10 protein-coding genes are annotated in these 17,708 nt (G+C 47.3%); 8 read left to right on the top strand and 2 right to left on the bottom strand.

Annotated features, from left to right (window positions below; translation table 11 throughout):
* Positions 1 to 274 precede the first annotated feature (274 nt).
* The 6 genes from ACFSUF_RS02515 (at position 275) to ACFSUF_RS02490 (ending at position 12,323) form a co-directional block, all read left to right on the top strand.
* Positions 275 to 3,007 (top strand): hypothetical protein, encoded by a 2,733-nt coding sequence (locus tag ACFSUF_RS02515; RefSeq protein WP_377599775.1) that lies wholly within the window; start codon positions 275 to 277, stop codon positions 3,005 to 3,007.
* An 18-nt stretch (positions 3,008 to 3,025) separates the two neighbouring features.
* Complete coding sequence (locus tag ACFSUF_RS02510; protein WP_377599773.1) at positions 3,026 to 4,570, top strand: DUF2357 domain-containing protein; 1,545 nt, start codon at positions 3,026 to 3,028, stop codon at positions 4,568 to 4,570.
* 1,004 nt (positions 4,571 to 5,574) lie between these two features.
* The gene (locus ACFSUF_RS02505; protein WP_377599771.1) at positions 5,575 to 7,401 is read left to right on the top strand and encodes a type I restriction-modification system subunit M; all 1,827 of its coding nucleotides are present in this window, start codon (positions 5,575 to 5,577) and stop codon (positions 7,399 to 7,401) included.
* Positions 7,389 to 8,741: a restriction endonuclease subunit S gene (locus ACFSUF_RS02500; protein WP_377599770.1), complete on the top strand. Its 1,353-nt coding sequence runs from the start codon at positions 7,389 to 7,391 to the stop codon at positions 8,739 to 8,741. The genes ACFSUF_RS02505 and ACFSUF_RS02500 overlap by 13 nt, the downstream gene beginning before the upstream one ends.
* On the top strand, positions 8,738 to 9,325 hold the full coding sequence (locus tag ACFSUF_RS02495) for a DUF4145 domain-containing protein (RefSeq protein ID WP_377599768.1): 588 nt from the start codon (positions 8,738 to 8,740) through the stop codon (positions 9,323 to 9,325). Before ACFSUF_RS02500 ends, ACFSUF_RS02495 begins: the two co-directional genes overlap by 4 nt.
* Before the next feature lie 13 nt (positions 9,326 to 9,338).
* Positions 9,339 to 12,323: a type I restriction endonuclease subunit R gene (locus ACFSUF_RS02490; protein ID WP_377599767.1), complete on the top strand. Its 2,985-nt coding sequence runs from the start codon at positions 9,339 to 9,341 to the stop codon at positions 12,321 to 12,323.
* Between the two features lie 326 nt (positions 12,324 to 12,649).
* On the opposite strand, the gene ACFSUF_RS02485 is transcribed toward ACFSUF_RS02490, so the two are convergent.
* Both ACFSUF_RS02485 and ACFSUF_RS02480 read right to left on the bottom strand, forming a co-directional pair.
* Positions 12,650 to 13,444 (bottom strand): WYL domain-containing protein, encoded by a 795-nt coding sequence (locus tag ACFSUF_RS02485; protein ID WP_377599765.1) that lies wholly within the window; start codon positions 13,442 to 13,444, stop codon positions 12,650 to 12,652.
* Positions 13,431 to 14,741, bottom strand: a complete 1,311-nt coding sequence (locus tag ACFSUF_RS02480) for a helix-turn-helix transcriptional regulator (RefSeq protein ID WP_377599763.1) — start codon at positions 14,739 to 14,741, stop codon at positions 13,431 to 13,433. The genes ACFSUF_RS02485 and ACFSUF_RS02480 overlap by 14 nt, the downstream gene beginning before the upstream one ends.
* Positions 14,742 to 15,322: 581 nt before the next feature.
* Here ACFSUF_RS02480 and ACFSUF_RS02475 point away from each other — a divergent pair.
* Together ACFSUF_RS02475 and ACFSUF_RS02470 are read left to right on the top strand one after the other, a co-directional pair.
* Positions 15,323 to 16,840 (top strand): TROVE domain-containing protein, encoded by a 1,518-nt coding sequence (locus ACFSUF_RS02475; protein WP_377599760.1) that lies wholly within the window; start codon positions 15,323 to 15,325, stop codon positions 16,838 to 16,840.
* A 23-nt stretch (positions 16,841 to 16,863) separates the two neighbouring features.
* Positions 16,864 to 17,649, top strand: a complete 786-nt coding sequence (locus ACFSUF_RS02470) for a nucleotidyltransferase domain-containing protein (protein WP_377599758.1) — start codon at positions 16,864 to 16,866, stop codon at positions 17,647 to 17,649.
* Positions 17,650 to 17,708 lie beyond the last annotated feature (59 nt).

Genomic DNA, 17,708 nt, shown 5'->3' with positions numbered 1-17,708 from the left:
ATTAATTAGAATAGATGATTGTTTATTTATGAACTTCTGATTACATAATAACTAGTGGTTGATGACCTATGCTGTTCTGATGATGACAGTCATTCGGGTTAGTGAACTAAGCGGGTTTAAGTTTCAACTAAGTATAGAAAAATATTGAACAGAAAAGTAGAGGCATTTGTGGTTATCCACGGATGCCTCTTTTCACGTATAATAGGACATATTGTCAGTTTTAGACGCTCGTGTAATCAACCCAACCAACACACTTCTCGGGAGGTCGCCTATCTTGCTCAAATTCGAAGCCGCTCGAAAAATATTTACGAACCTGCTAGATCAACCATACGATTCAGTCGAAGTGGATCTATTGAACGGCTGGAAGCTAAGCGCGGAAGTTATATCTCGGCAAACAGAAAGCGAAGTGCCTTATTTGGGTAGTCTTCATGTCCCCGTTACTTTCCGCAAGGGGAATGAGGACCCGATAAACTTCCTCATTCAAATGCACTTTATTCGAAATAAAAGCATTCCTTCGCTAGAGGATCAGGACGATCAGAGGGGCGGTTACGCGATCTCAATTCGTAGCTCAAAGTCGGAGCTTTTGTTCAGAGCGATGCAGGCTGCTCGGTATGAAATTCAAGGCGACGGTATGACCGTGCATCTCACGACGGACTTGAACTCGAAAAAAGGTGACGAGACTTTCCGTCATCAGATGCTTCAATACATCCAGCAGTTCCTCCCGCTCCTTGAACAGTTGGGCGGAAAAAGACTCGGTGAGAATCAGTTTTTATTCGCAACCTATGATTCTACATATGACGCGTTCACCCAAGAACAACAAAATATATTCAAAATATTACTGCTCTTGTCTGTCTTCAAGGCGATGATTAAAAAGGAAATTAAGCTGCCGATTTCCGCTCTGCTTCCCGAAAAGAACGCAGCTATGCCGCCCTCAATATGGAAGATTGCACCAGGGAAAAAGGCAGCATTCTGGGAGGATGCGCTAGAGGACAACAATATTTTTATTGGATGGCCAGAGCTTGGCGATCTTCGGCAATACGATGACAAAGCGCAACTCAGGACAGCCTATTTGACTGAGTACAAGAAAGCTAACGAACCGAGAAACGATATGGAATCCATTTGGAGTTTCTATCGGGAAATCAAACCCGGCGATATAGTGATCGCAAATAATGGTATGAAAAATCTCGCTGGGATCGGTAGAATTACGGGGGAATATACGCACGATCCGGAATTCTCGGACTTCCCGAATATTCGATCCGTAGAATGGATCGTCACGACTCCAGTTCAGTTAAATAGCAATGCTTTTCGAATCCCGGCTGTTACGAGGGTGGACCCTCGATTTTTGGCCGAAATCAAGCAGGCAGTTCTGGAGCAAGTAACGGACGGTTTTTTGCTGTGGGACCAATTATTCGGAGCGGTTCCACTACAATTGAGCGTTCGACCGTCCAACACAACACTCGCGGAGAATTTTCATCAGTATTTGAATTCGTGCCAATTCTGGTATTCATTTGAATTCGTTTCCCGGTTCGTGACGGCTCTTCAAGTAAAACCTTTTACCATCCTTTCAGGCGCTTCTGGTACCGGGAAAACCAAAATCGCACAATATTTTGCCGATTATATGAAGGAAACCGAGTTTGGTCAAAGCCAGGTAATCAATTCGAAATCTACGTCATCGAACAGCCCAATCCATAATGATGGTGATACGTTCCATCTCGAGTTGTATCCCTATACGTTCGATTATCAGCGCATGATTGTGACCGTCGAGATGCTAGATCGGATCGACTTGGATCTGACGAACGGTACGGAAATCGAAGTGCGTTTCGGCGGTCAGGCAGAGCGATCGTTGATCAAATCGCAAGGCAAATCCGTACGCCTCGGATTCCGCAAAAACTTCATGGCTTGGCTTCATGCGGAATGCAAGATCGGCGATCAACTTCAGCTTAAGATAGCGGACGGAGGACGGACATTTCATTTCCAAAAGGAGATATCCCCCGAGATCTTAACAAAGGATGCCACCAATGTAGCCTTCGTATCGATTAGGCCGGATTGGCTGGACAACCGTGGTATGCTCGGCTACTACAACCCGATTACGGAAACGTATGAGCCCACGTCCTTCTTGCTCACGATGCTGCGAGCTGAGCGCCACCCGGATCAGCCATATTTCATATTGTTGGATGAAATGAACTTGGCCAAAGTGGAATATTATTTTTCCGATTTTCTAAGCTGCTTGGAGAGCCGCCGCATTGATGGAGACCGACTGATACAGGAGTCGCTTCTCCTTCATCAACAGGCAAGACCGATCGAATATGTCGACGATCAGAATCGCGTCTGGTACATCCCGGCTAAGCTTGTGATACCGCAAAACCTGTATGTGATCGGTACCGTGAATATTGATGAAACGACATATATGTTCAGCCCAAAAGTGTTGGATCGGGCGAACGTGCTTGAATGCGGAGAAATGAATCTTTCCAGCTATTGGCATGCTCTCGGCGACGTGGATGACTCTTCCCCTGCATGGACGCCGCTGCGAAATCGTCGAGCTCTCTTTACGCAAGATGGCCAATATCATCTTCCACTTTATCGAAAAGATTTTCTGATGCCGGAGAACCGTTTTCTATTAAAATCCGGAGTCGAAGAGGTACTCGATCTTCATCGTTTGCTCGAAGAGCATAGCCACGCTTTCGGTTACCGCGTGTTCGACGAAGTCATGACCTATTTACTCCTATACCTTAGAACGAATGAAGAACTGCTCACGGAAGCACTGGACGCGCAGATAGTTCAGAAAATACTGCCCAAACTGCACGGTAACCGCAAGCAAATCGAAGGGTTGCTTCTAGCCTTGCTCGAGAAATTCGTTGGAGGCTCGATCAATGGGGATCCGCTATCCAAAGAGAATCGAGAGAAGCTGGAGAGAGATGACGGCTACGTTTATCCACTGAGCGGAGTAAAAGTGTACAGAATGTACAAGCAACTAGTTCAAACCGGCTATACGAGCTTTGTTTGTTAAAGGAGAAGAGTTCTGCCAATGTTCAGAGCACATTCAATTTACGACCGGGGCACTCCCGTGAACGGCGTCTTGCGAGAATGGAACGATTACATCGTAGAATTCGAAACAACGCTTTCCGAGGCAGACAGGCAGCAGCTTCTGGACGACTATCGGAAAGTACTCAAGCCACTTCGAGGAAATGTTTTTTTGCTGAGCTTTAGAAATTTCGTGGGACACACGATTTTTTGCGGGCAGCCGTATACAGTGAGCAGCGATAAAATGTCCAAGGAAGATATTCACGACATGAATCGTTTCATCAGTTCACGAATAGCTTTGCTGCCCTATTACGACCACAATCCTGTAAGGTCATATTGGGCCGAGAATGCCGAAGAGGAAGCCTATCGCCTTCATCAGTGGCATTTGTTGCGGGAAGCGCTGTTTCGGGAGTGGGAAGGTGCTACGCTGCAAGATTGGTGGAAATTGATAGATCACGATCCTCACCATCGAATTGATAACGAGGTTGTGAGCTCGCCGATCTGGAGCGTCAGAACGGTATATCCGGAAACGCTTGAGGGGATCGCAAAGCATCCGGAAACATGGGTGCCGATTCCGAAATCCAGCGGCTTGTCTCTTACCGCTATTGCAGGCAGGCACACGATGCAGGGACAGGCTTATTTTCCGGCAACGGCTATCGAACGGATCAACCGTCTTACCTTCGATACGGCCGAAAATCGTATGATGAAGCTGATATTAGATCAGTTCGTGGAGCTTACGGAATGGATGGCGGATCGGCTTTCAAGAGATAAACATTCAATCTATGGAAAGTTCGAAATTCGGGATGAAAACAAGAAAATTCAGGACGAATTGACGGAGCTGCTGATGTCCGGTTGGGTGCAAGATATAGCTGAGCTCCATTCGATTCCACGGGCATCAACCGTCCTGCTGAGAAAAGCGGGCTATCGTCAGTGGTATTCTTTTTACCAGCATTGGCTGTTGGGCGGGAAATTCCCGATGCCGGAAGATTGGATCCGGACATTGGTCGATACGAGGGATATCGCCAAAATCTATGAATATTGGTGTTTCTTCATGGTAACCGACAAAATCGAGCGAATATGGCGGGGGCCGCCTTCCGCGATACTGCGAATCGAGGGATGGGACGAGTCCGGAAGATTGACTCAAGGCATTCGATTGGACTTTGCCGCACCGAACAGAACATTGTCGGTCTACTACAACAAGTGTTTCGGCGGCGGTCAGCAGTCGTATTCTCAAAACTACAGTCCGGACATCAGCGTGGATTCGGAAGGCAGATGGCATCATTTTGACGCGAAATTTAAGTTCGAAGAAAGCCCTAGCGGCGTGAAAGCAGCCAAAAAGGAAGATATCGATAAAATGCACACTTATCGGGACGCCATACGGAACACGGAGACGGTGTGGGTTTTGTATCCGGATTCCGAGCCGATGCCGCCGCGTTTCCATTCCGTAAACGGTAGCCACAACTACGATGCTGGTGTGGGCTCAATCGCGTTATCCCCCAATAACGGCGAAGGGCTGACACGAGTAATCGAGGAACTATTCAGCATCTGACTTGGTGTGTTTAGGGTCAGCATGACCGTCATGCGATCGGACTTCATAGCAAGTCTCATCTTGAAGCATAGCGTAGACTCCAATAGCGCGATTCATTTTAGCTACCATTCTTCGACAAACTCATCAAAAGTATACGCTTAGAACTTGGCTGACTTGTATGCACAGATCCACATGTCAGGACATTGGGGCGGAAACAAGCGAGACAGCGTTACTTTGTATAGGATCCATGTATCTGAATTAGTTTCCTTTGATAAGTTAGACGTTGAAATCAGCGTAAAAGGACATTAACGGTTAGGGTAAAGTTATCTCTTTGATTTGAGCTTTGTCAGAACACCTTTTATTTACAATACGATATTAAATCAATCACGGAATACACGAAAGGTAACCATACCCCACCAAGAAAATAACCGTTCAAAATAGCTTGAAAATGGCGCATGTCGGAATGACGCGTCCGACACATATGCTTTGTGTAGCTGCACATAAAGATGGATGTGAGCCACAAATTGAAGAACTGACTGCCGTTGGGTGGGGTATTCATCGCATTTTTTAAGTATAATAGTAAGGTCTGAATCCTACTTGAGAATCATATCTTCTTTGGGAGATAAAGAGGGGACAGGATTTTTGTGTCGAATCACTAGAGAATTGATCAAAAGAAGAGAAAAGGGATATTTCAATTTATGAAAATTATTCATAATACGGGAACTGAACGTTTTGTTGTTCAGCTCCCGCCTATGGATTAGAGAGGGCAATAGATCGACATTATGGCTCCATAGTTCCCTTTTTTCGCATTCTAGGAGCTTCTTGAGAAAAATTCGAAGATTCGTAGAGTACATTTTATATTTTTTGGCAGATAGGGCAGAATTAACTTTTTAAGTACAAAGTTTACCTCGGGTGAATACGTGCAAACGGATGTGCTTGTTAAAATATGCGCCGCCGTACTGATCTGCGGGATTAAGGATATAATGCAGATTTTATCAGAATTCGATAAGGTGGAGAAAGAATAAATGGACAATCAAATTTATAATCAAATCGTAAGTTTCATTTGGGGCATTGCCGATGACTGCCTTCGTGATGTTTATGTGCGTGGCAAATATCGCGATGTAATATTGCCTATGACTGTTATCCGCCGTCTGGATGTAGTGCTTGAGGAAACCAAAGATGAAGTTCTAAAAATGAAAGAGATGCTTGACACCGCAGGTGTTACCAACCAGACAGAAGCCCTGTGTAATGCTGCAAAGCAGTCTTTTTGCAATGGGTCAGAGTTTCGTCTTCGCGACTTAACCAGTCGCGCCAGTCAGCAGAAGTTGAAAGCCGATTTTATTGCCTACTTGGATGGCTTTTCGCCCAATGTGCAGGAAATACTGGACAAGTTCAAATTTCGTAACCAAATTGACACCATGGTGGATGCCGACATCCTCGGCGCGGTGATTGAAAAATTTGTTTCGCCAACCATCAACCTTGCACCGTTCCCGTTATTAGATGACAACGGCGGTATTCGTATGCCCGCACTGAACAACCATACAATGGGAACATTATTCGAAGAGTTAATCCGCCGCTTCAACGAGGAAAACAATGAGGAAGCCGGTGAACACTTTACGCCACGCGATGTCGTGGAACTTATGGCAGACTTGATTTTTCTGCCTGTCGCAGATCAAATCAAGGACTCTACATATTCGGTGTACGACGCCGCAAGCGGCACAGGTGGTATGCTCACGGTGTCCCAAGACCGTCTAAACGAGCTTGCACGACGCAACAACCGCACCGTGTCTATCCATCTTTTTGGGCAGGAAATCAACCCCGAAACCTATGCCATCACAAAAGCCGATTTGCTTTTAAAAGGTGGGGGGGCAGAAGTGGACAACATTGCCTACGGCTCCACGCTTTCTTCTGATGGTTTTCCAAGTCGTCAGTTTGACTTTATGCTTTCCAATCCGCCTTACGGCAAGAGTTGGAAAAGTGATGCTGAAAAGATGGGCGGCAAGAAAGGTATTCAAGATACACGTTTTGTCACCGATTTTGCGGGAATTCCCGATTTTGGCATGATCCCGCGTACAAGTGACGGTCAGCTTCTGTTCCTGCTCAACAACGTAAGCAAGATGAAGGAAACCACCGAACTCGGTAGCCGTATTGCCGAGGTGCATAATGGATCGAGTCTATTTACTGGGGATGCCGGACAGGGCGAAAGTAATGCACGCCGCTATTTAATCGAGCGCGACTTGGTGGAGGCGATTATCGCCCTGCCGGAAAATATGTTCTACAATACGGGCATCGGCACGTTTATTTGGGTGCTTTCTAATCGCAAATCGGGAATTCGAAAAGGCAAGATTCAATTGATAGATGCAACCAGCTTGAAATCTCCGCTACGTAAAAATCTTGGCAAGAAAAACTGCGAATTGACAGACGATATACGCCGCCAAATCATTGAGTTGTTCTTAAACTTTGAAGAGAATGAGTATAGTAAAATCTTTGATAACATTGCATTTGGCTACTACAAAGTCACCGTTTTACGTCCACAGTTGGGCGAGGATGGTAAGCCTTTACGCGACAAAAAGGGGAAGTTCATCGCTGATAAAGAGCTGACCGATACTGAGCAGATTCCGCTTGACTACGAGGGCGGGATCAAGGCGTTCATGACCAAGGAAGTGCTGCCTTATGCGCCCGATGCATGGATCGATGAGAAGCAGACAAAGATTGGCTATGAGATTAGCTTTACCAAGCATTTTTATAAACCTGTACAACTACGCGAGCTTTCCGAGATTGTCGCCGATATTCGTACGCTTGAAGCGGAGACAGATGGGCTGCTTGAGGAGGTGTTGGTATGGAGCGAATGAAGTCGTACCCTTCGTATAAGGCATCTTATCTGCCAGACATGAGTTCAATTCCAGCTTACTGGGAAGAGCAACGAATGAAACACTCATTCGTTGAAGTCGATGAGCGTTCAATAACTGGCGCTGAAGAAATGCTATCAGTATCACATATTACAGGTGTAACTCCTCGCAGCCAAAAAAACGTTAATATGTTTGTTGCTGAAACCAATGTTGGGCAAAAACTGTGCAGACCAGGGTATATTGCTATCAATACAATGTGGGCATGGATGGCTGCTATGGGGGTATCTGATTACGAGGGAATCGTAAGCCCATCGTACGGGGTGTATAAGCCAATTAATGAAACATATAATCCGAATTACCTTGACTATCTCTTAAGGACAGAAATTTACCGCGCTGAATATAATCGCAGATCGACAGGCGTTAATTCTTCGCGATTGAGGCTTTATCCAGATCGATTCCTTGATATGCGTTTTGTCTGCCCTCCGCGAAATGAACAAGATCACATAGTGCGCTTTCTTAATTGGAAGGTATCACAGATAAACCGCCTTATCAATGCCAAGAAAAAGCAGACTCAGCTTTTTCAGGAGCAGAAGCGAGCGGTGGTAAGTACAGCTATCTCGCAAAAAGGCGAACAAATACGATTCAGAAATTTATTTACACTTATTAAAGGGTTGAATATCACAAAAGAACAACTTTCTGAATCAGGAGTTCCTTGTGTGAATTATGGACAAATTCACTCGAAATACGGATTTGAAGTAAATCCTGATGCACACCATCTTCCGTGCGTTGCTGAAAGCTATTTGGAGACGAACCCAAAATCACTGATGCAATATGGCGACTTCGTCTTTGCTGATACTTCAGAGGATTTAACTGGCTCAGGAAACTTTACTTATTTAAATAGCAGATCACCAGTTTTTGCTGGTTACCACACAATCATTGCACGATCCTTTGAAAGGTGCAATTATCGCTATTTGGCATACTACTTTGATTCGCCGCAATTCCGTTCTCAAATTCAGCAGCGAGTAAACGGAGTTAAAGTATACAGTATCACGCGTACCATACTGAATAGCACGGTTGTTGTGCTCCCAACCGACAAAGAACAGGAAGCAATAGTTCAGTCGCTTGATAAAAAATGCGCTAGTTTTGCACGACTTATAGAGAAAATTAACACCGAAATCGCCCTCCTCAACGAATATCGAACCCGCCTCATCTCCGATGTTGTTACCGGTAAAATGGATGTGCGTGACGTAGAAGTGCCGCAGTATGAGGCGGTGGACGAATTTACGGAAGATATCGAAGAAGCTGATGAGGATGTTGGAATAATGGAGGAAGATTCTTTATGATTTCAATAAAAGAATGGAAGTGGGAAAAGGTTAAACCAAAAGATAAAAAGGAAGAAACCCTTTGTTGTCCATATTGTAATGTTAAAGTTCGTGCCACTTCTGACACAAGAATTTTTGATGTTGATACAGGTGCAATTAAATATCAAATATTCAAGTGTCCAGAGTGCTACATGCCCATAACGATTGGACTTGATGGGATAATAATACCTCCATCACAGTTCTTGCCGTTTGAAGATATCCAGCACTTGCCCGTAAAAATAGAAAAAATGTATCGCGAGTGTAGGAAATCTTTTTCAAGTACTTGCTATTATTCTGTCATAATGGTTGCCCGCACAATGATAATGCACATAGCAGCAGATTTAGGCGCAACATCAAATCTTAAATTTGTTGAATACATAGACTATTTAGAGAACGAAGGATATATATCACGACACAATCGAACTTGGGTAGATAAAATAAGAAAACTGGGAAATCAATATATACACGAATTAGACGAGGCAACGGAAGAAGAGGCTAAATTGGCGATTGTTTTCATTAAGCATCTGTTGATTAATGTTTATGAATTGCCACAGATGGCGCAATAGAAGGAGGGATATCATGAAAACTAACATAAAAGAACAAGGATTTGAATCGGTAATTATAAACCACCTTGTCATGCATAATGGCTTTGAAGAAGGAGAAAATGCCGACTATAACCGCGAATATGCCATTGACGAAAACCGTCTACTTCGCTTTTTAGAAGTAACTCAACCTGAACAAATGGAGTTGCTTGGAATTAAAAAAAGTAGACAAAAATACAATCAATTTCTCAACCGCCTAAGTGGAGAAATTGCAAAACGCGGTGTAATTGATGTGCTTCGCAACGGCGTAAAGATTTACCCTGCGAACCTTGTTATGTTTTATATGACCCCGTCTGACAAAAACAAGGCTGCAAAGAAGCTGTTCGAGCAGAACATTTTCAGTGTAACACGCCAATTGATGTACTCCAAGGATAGCACTACCCTTGCATTGGATTTTTGTATTTTTATTAACGGTCTACCCGTAATCACTTGCGAGTTGAAAAACCAGTTGACCAATCAAGACGTAGATGACGCCGTGTGGCAGTATAAAACCGATCGTGACCCGAAGGAACTGTTGTTTACCTTTAAACGGTGCATGGTGCATTTTGCTGTGGATGATGCGAGAGTGAAATTCTGTACAAAATTAAGCGGCAAAAGCTCATGGTTCTTGCCCTTTGACAAAGGCTATAATGACGGCGCGGGTAATCCGCCGAACCCAGACGGAATTATGACTGATTACCTGTGGAAAGAGATTTTCACCAGGGAAGAGCTTGCGAATATCATCGAAAATTACGCTCAAGTGGTGGAACGGGTTGATCCCGACAGCAAAGCGAAGTCATATATACAAATTTTCCCGCGCTATCATCAGCTTGCAGTGGTAAAGTCTTTGCTTGCCAATGTAAAAGCGAACGGCGTGGGGAAACGTTATTTAATCCAGCACAGCGCTGGTAGCGGCAAGTCAAATTCCATCGCGTGGCTCGCACACCAACTCGTAGGCTTGGAGGGTAATGGTGGGAATATCGTTGATTCGGTTATCGTAGTTACCGACCGCGTAAACCTCGACAAGCAAATCCGTGACACAATTAAGCAGTTCATGCAGGTTTCCAACAATGTGGCATGGGCGGAGCATTCTGGAGATTTGCGTAAAGCAATCGCCGGTGGTAAGAAAATCATCATCACCACTGTTCATAAATTTCCATTTATCTTAGAGGATATCGGTACGTCTCACAAGGGGCGTAATTTTGCTATTATCATTGACGAGGCGCACTCCAGCCAAAGCGGCAATATGTCCGCTTCCATGAACATTGCCCTTGGCGGCGACTATAACCCTGATTATGATATTGAAGATAAAATCAACACTCTCATGGAGGGACGCAAAATGCTGGCCAATGCCAGTTATTTCGCCTTTACCGCCACGCCTAAAAACAAAACACTGGAGATGTTCGGTGTTCCTGTTCCTCAGCCAGATGGCACGGTGAACCACGTCCCATTTCACAATTATTCCATGAAGCAGGCAATCCAAGAAGGTTTCATCTTGGATGTGCTGCAATATTACACACCCATTAAGAGCTATTATAAGCTGGCAAAAACCATTACTGAAAACCCAATGTTCGATAAGAAAAAGGCCCAGAAGCGCCTCCGCATCTTTGTCGAGAGCGATCAGTTTGCGTTGAACACCAAAGTGAACATCATTGTGGAGCATTTCCATGAACAGGTTATCTCCAAGGCGAAAATCGGCAGTAAAGCCCGTTGCATGGTGGTCACCGCCAGCATCGATCGGGCGATTGATTATTACTACACCATTACTCGTTGCCTTGCAGCACGAAAGAGTCCATATAAAGCCATCATCGCTTTTTCTGGGGAGAAGGAGTATGACGGAAAAACGCTGACCGAGGCTACTGTTAATGGAATCCCCAGCAATCAAATTGAAAAGACTTTTAAAACAGAGCCTTACCGCTTCTTAATTGTTGCGGATAAATTCCAAACAGGATACGACGAGCCGCTGCTTCACACCATGTATGTAGACAAAATATTGACAGATATCAAGGCGGTTCAAACCATCTCTCGCTTGAACCGTGCTCATCCAGATAAACATGATACCTTTGTTTTGGACTTTGCGAACGAGCCGGATATTATTCAAGAGTCGTTCTCGCGATATTACCGCACAACTATTCTGGCAGGTGAAACCGATCCAAACAAACTCTACGACTTAATCGCCGCAATGGAAGAGCATCAGGTTTATACAGACTACCATGTTAACAACTTTATTGACCTGTACCTCAATGGCGCGGAGCGCGAAAAGCTCGACCCGATTTTGGATGCTTGCGCCGTGTTGTACAAAGGTTTAGATGAGGATGCGCAGGTGGAATTTAAAGGCTCTGCCAAGGGATTTGTGCGTGCATATGGCTTCTTGGGAGCAATTTTGCCCTATGGCAATGCTGAATGGGAAAAACTCGCTATCTTCCTTAGACTACTCCTGCCTAAGCTTCCCTCGCCCATAGAAGAAGATCTATCGGCAGGTATTTTGGAAGCTATCGACCTTGACAGTTACCGAGCTGAGGCTCAGGCTATGGTTTCTATCCAGTTGGAGGATTCCGACGCAGAAGTTGGCCCAGTACCAACAAGCGCGATCGGAGGCAATCTAGCCCCCGAGCTTGATTTACTTACCAACATTTTGTCTACATTTAATGATCTGTTTGGCAATATTGACTGGAAAGACGCAGATAATGTTCGGGCTCAGATTCAGCGCATCCCCGGTATGGTGTCACAAGATAAGGCGTACCAGAACGCCATGAAAAACTCCGACAAGCAAAATGCCCGTATGGAAAGTGACCGCGCCCTACAAACGGCAATCCTCGGCGTTATGTCGGATAACATGGAACTTTTCAAGCAATTTACGGATAATCCTTCTTTCAAGAAGTGGCTAGCGGATATGGTGTTTAGTGTGACGTATAACACCGAAGGTAAGTCTTATGAAGGGGCGGACGACGGTTTAAGCGCAAGTCAAACATCCTTTGATTGAGAGGCAAAATACAGGATGTGGGATAATAAAAAATAAGTTTGTAACCACTAGAACTATGATAGCCAACGAAACCTTTCACACAAAGGATTTCAACGGGGTCTGTCGTTGATGTAAATTTGATGTAAAATATTAACAAAATCCATCGAATTGCAGCCAAACAGATCGGAAGCTAGTTGGCGAAAAGCCTGTCAAATCAAGGTTATGCGGATTCCAACAGACCATATTCGAAACCAACCTGATCTCGCATACAGTACATGAGTAGACAAGTCATAAACCACAATGACACTAGTCAATTCGTCATTGTGGTCTTTTATCTCAAAATCAACTTACCCATACCTACCCAAAACCCTCCCCGCCGACTCCAACATCCTTCTCTGCAAATACTCCCCCTCCAAAACCCGCACACGCTTCCCGAGAAACCGAATCTTCGACAACAAATAATCCTGCTCCCCCTCCAGCAGGCAGACCCGAATATCGTAGGTGTCCTGTTCAGCGTCATACCTCACATCCTTTTCAAAGCAGGAAAAAGCATACAAGATCCGCGACAATTCCTGGTTATACGCAGGCACTACCCGGATCACGGCTTCTATTTTGCGGGACTCTAGCATTTGGTTAATAGCCTCAAGCACACGCTCTGCACGCTCAGGCTCGATTACACCTGCTTCCACAGAAACGATATTCTCTAGTCTAGTACTCATAAGCTGTCTGCTCCCCAGATGATACCAAAGCAAATACCACTCGCGCTTCACCATGGAGTACTCCAGCTTATAGGGCAGGCCGGGCTGGTGGGGACGGAGGGTACTGTTCTTGGTACTGTAGCTTACACGGATCGAACTGCGGGACATGATGAAGCGGCGCAGGGGGCGGAGGAGCGGGTGGTAGACGTGTTTCTCCCGGCTGCGGGCTTTTTCAATGATGTGGCTTTGGAAGTCGAGGGGCTGGTCCGCATCCAGGAGCAACTGCAACTTGGCCAAGGTGCCTTCGCTGAACGCATCGGTTGCGGCAGTGTGCTCCAGCATGGTCCTCAGCCAAGCACGCTCATGGGCGGTGACCATGAAGGTGCCGGCGTCTTCCAGGCGGGAGACGATTTGGTAGTTAAAGATTTTTTCAAACGGATTCATAATAAGCCTGAATCTCCTTCCATTCCTCAATGAATTCCTCGCGCAGTTTCAGAGGCGCCAACACTTCGCAGCTGGAGCCGAAGCTCCGCAGCCAAGGCTTGATTTCGGTCGTCCCGTTCACGACAATTTCGTAAGTGAAGCTTGCCTCATCCTCTTCCACGATCTGTCCCCATTGTCCCTGTAGCAGCACCCGTTCTTTCACAAAGTTGGATTCCCCGGGACCCGGATGATAGAAGCGGGCTCTCACGGTGACAGGGCGTCCGGTGTCGATTAGCCAGCTGTGCTGGATGGCGCGCTGCAGTTGATTTCTTTTGGCCTCGAACAGGTCCTGATCTACCGCCTCTTCCACCGTCATCTGAGTGATGCCCTCCATCCGATATTTCCGGATGCCATCCCTTTCGTTCGACAGCAGGTACCAGCGGCCGTATTGATGATCGTAGACGATGTGGAGCGGGAGGGTCTTGACGGTTTTGCCTTTCGTTTCGCGTTCGAACAGAGGGTTCGTATTTTTGGATGCATAGCTCGTATCCGTCTTCGGGGAGAAGTACAGGAACTGAACTCGGCGGCGGTTTCGGATCGCACTGAGCAGGGTGAACAGATGGGCCTCGTCCAGGATGCGGTAGTAGTAATGGTATTTATACAAAAAAGGTTCCATCGCATGCCTCTCCGCCGTACCTCGCAGTAAATGCTTTTTCAACCCGTCCCGCAACAGATAGCCCTGAACGGAAGGCACTTGGGTGTTGGCCATAACATCCACAAAATCATACAGATCGTACAGCTCATCGTCCGTCAGTTCGGAGGGCAGATCGTTATAGATGCGGTACCGATACGGTCGAGGTCCCGGCTCTTTGCGGATGACGCCGACATCCTCCAGGTACTTCAGGTCCGATCGGATCGTCTTCTCGTCCGGCATTGGAAGGTCGGAGGGCAGGCTGCCACAGCAGATATCTATGAGTTCCATGGCCGTCCGGGCTTGTTCGTTCATGGCGGCAAGGAGCAGCGAGACCCGGTGGGATTCCGATTCTTTCAACGATTTGGCGCGAAACAAGAACAACAGCATCGGATCCGTCGAGTCGTAATAGCTGTAGCGAAAGGACTCTGTAAACTCCTGCCCTTGCGCCTGCGGCAGCTGTCCTTGAACGGTCTGGATAATGTCTTTGAGCCGGCGGATGGTTTTATCAAAGGTATGTACGGATATGCCCAGCCTCTCTGCAAACTGCTGCCTGTTGTAGGCCCCGCTGGTCAGGACGAGCATGCGGAGGAACTGGATTTCTTTGTCAAAGCTTTCTTTTGCCAAGTTGTGATGCCTCCGTCCCATATGTATGGTTCCATTGTAGCAGGGGGCGGGTATCCAGGGAATGGGAAGGAAAACTTTTCTGTGTCGTAATACTTTCGCCATGTTCGTGAGCTTGCAAATCAGCGATGATAGATACAGAAGCCGGTGCGGTATACGAGCCGGTGGACAAAAGCGCCATCGAGGCGCCTGGAAGGGTTACTTCGCCTGCTAAGCGGTTGGTCGCTGGTTCGACTCCAGCTTTCGTCTAAAGACGGGATAGCTCAGTGGTAGAGCAACTTATGTTCCTTTCCGACCTTTTTCCTCGATGGCATTCATCACAATCATATTGGAAGCGAGGCGCCTGAAAGGGTTCCTTCGACAAACTAATATTCCGGTCAGCCGATAGGGCTGCCGACCTTTTCTCCCTTTCCTCGCTTCCCTAGATTATAAAGAATACATATCAGCCGGCGAGGCGCTGGGGCGGGTTCCTTCGAGCTAATCGACCAAATGGAATACCCGGGCAGTACGGCAGGTTCGACTCCTGCAGCAAACCTGTCCCGCTTTTTCCTCGCCGGTGCCTATTTACTAAGGAGGTTGTGACCATGAGTCTAGCCAAAAAACTGTTCGGATCGCTTCGGCCGACCGCAAGCAATAAACATAACTACCCTGCCTATACGCGTTCTGTGGAGGAGCAATATGTACAGACGTTGATGACGAATACGATGAGCAATACGTTTTATGCGGATCAAAAAGAACTGCTGGAAGATGCAGAGCAGCTGCACCGGGAAATGGCGGAGAATAACCCGACCTTTATGGCCAAGGCCATTGTGTATGCCCGGAATGAAGGCTTCATGCGGCTGCAGCCGTTGTTCGGCTTGGCGGTGCTGTCGGGGGTTCGGCCGGATTTGTTTGCGGCGATCTTTCTGCAGGTTGTCCGTATTCCTTCGGATTTGGCGGACTTCCAGATGATCCTGAACGGGTTAGGACGCGGGGAGGGCGGCCGGGCGGTGAAACGGCAGGTGAACCGGTTTTTGTCCGGCGTGTCGGAGTATTGGGCGATCAAATATAACGGGCGCGGTCGAGGCTATAACCTGGGCGATGCCATCGCGACGGCTCATCCGAAACCGGCGGATCTGAAGCAGCAGGCGCTATACCGGTATTTGCGGGGACAAGAAGCGAATCTGACCTTGCTGCCGCAAGTGGAGGCGCTGGAGAATCAAAAGCAGGCCGGGACGGAAGCGGAGCAGCTGGAATGGATTCACCGCGGGAAGCTTCCTTACGAGACGGTAACGGGGGCGATCCAGCCTACGAAGGCCGTGTGGGAAGCATTGCTGTATCAGATGCCTACGTTCGCTTTGCTGCGCCATTTGAATGCTTTGCTGCGTGCCGGCGTGCTGGATGAAAAGCGTAACCTGGATTATGCGGTAAGCCGGTTGACGGATGCGGAAGCGCTGCGCAAGGCAAAGATCCTGCCATTCCGATTTGCGACGGCCTTCCATCAAGTGGAGAACCCGGTGCTGAAGGACGCATTGCGGGAAGCAGTAGAGCTGACTTTCGGCAATTTGCCGGAGCTGGGAGAGAACACGGCGATTTTCCTGGATATCTCCGGTTCTATGGAAGGGCGTTACTTGGAAATAGGGGCCGTGTTCGCTTTAGCTCTGTACAAGAAGACGCAGGGGAACTCGCTGTTTTGGCTGTTCGATGACGACGTGCTGGATGCGATGCCATCGCGGTATGACAGTATTTTGACTCAGGCTGCGAGGATCCATACAAGAGGCGGGACCGATACGGGGGCGCCGGTTCGGGAGCTGACCCGGTTGCGCCGTAAGGTGGACCAAATCATTATCATTACGGATGAGCAGCAGAATGCGGGGAGCCCTTTTTACGAAGAGTTGAGCCGTTATCGTGCCAAAGTGAACCCCGAGGTGAAAGCGTTCATTGTGGACATTGCCCCGTATCGCCATGCGATGGTGCCAAGCAGGGATACTAGAACATTTTACATTTATGGATGGAGTGACACGGTTCTTTCGTATATCGCGCAGACCGTACAAGGGTACGGCACGATGATGGAGAAGGTCGATGAGATAGAGTTAGGGCTAGAACTAGAGCAGACAAAATAACGCCAAAAAGGGGGAGAGGTCCCATGACAGACTACAGTCTGAAGATCCAGGATGAACTACAGCGAATCGAACAGGAGGAAGGCGTCCGGATTGTATATGCCTGTGAATCAGGCAGCCGGGCATGGGGCTTTCCTTCGAAAGACAGTGACTATGATGTGCGGTTTCTCTATGTGCGGCCGGTGGAATGGTATTTATCCATATTTGAGAAGCGGGATGTCATCGAGCGGCCGATCAGCGATCTGTTGGATATCAATGGGTGGGATTTGAAAAAAGCGCTGAATCTGTTCCGCAAGTCCAACCCGCCGCTGCTGGAGTGGCTGCAGTCTCCGATTGTGTATTTGGAGCAGACTTCGGTGGCGGAGCGGATCCGCGAGGCAGCACCGGGGGCTTTTGCCGCAAAATCCTGTATGTACCACTACCTGCACATGGCGAAGGGGAACTATCGGGATTATCTGCAAGGGGAGCAGGTGAAGATCAAAAAGTACTTCTACGTGCTCCGACCAATTCTCGCCTGCGGGTGGATTGAGAAGTACGGTGAGATGCCGCCTATCGTGTTTCAGGAGCTGGTCAACGGTTTGGTACCGGAGGGGAGCGAGCTTCGGGCGGTCATCGCGGAGCTTTTGAGGCGGAAAATGGCAGGGGATGAGTTGGACTATGAGCCTCGGATTGATGTGATCAACTCCTTTCTGGAAGAGAGAATGACCTATTATGAGCGGGCAGCAGCGGATATGGCAGGTTCGGCCAAAGGGCAGGACGAAGTATTGGATGCGTTGTTTCGCGGGGCTTTGGGTGAGGTTTGGGGCGCCTAACACCCAGGTGTAAGTAATATTTACCAAGTAACCGATAACATAAATAGAGTAAATATACA

Origin of the sequence: Paenibacillus gansuensis, from assembly GCF_042684925.1 — a bacterium.
In the GTDB taxonomy this organism is placed as follows: Bacteria; Bacillota; Bacilli; order Paenibacillales; family DY6; genus Paenibacillus_N; species Paenibacillus_N gansuensis.
The sequence above is the reverse complement of the archived record's forward strand: the minus strand, read 5'-3'. Positions and strand labels throughout refer to the sequence as shown.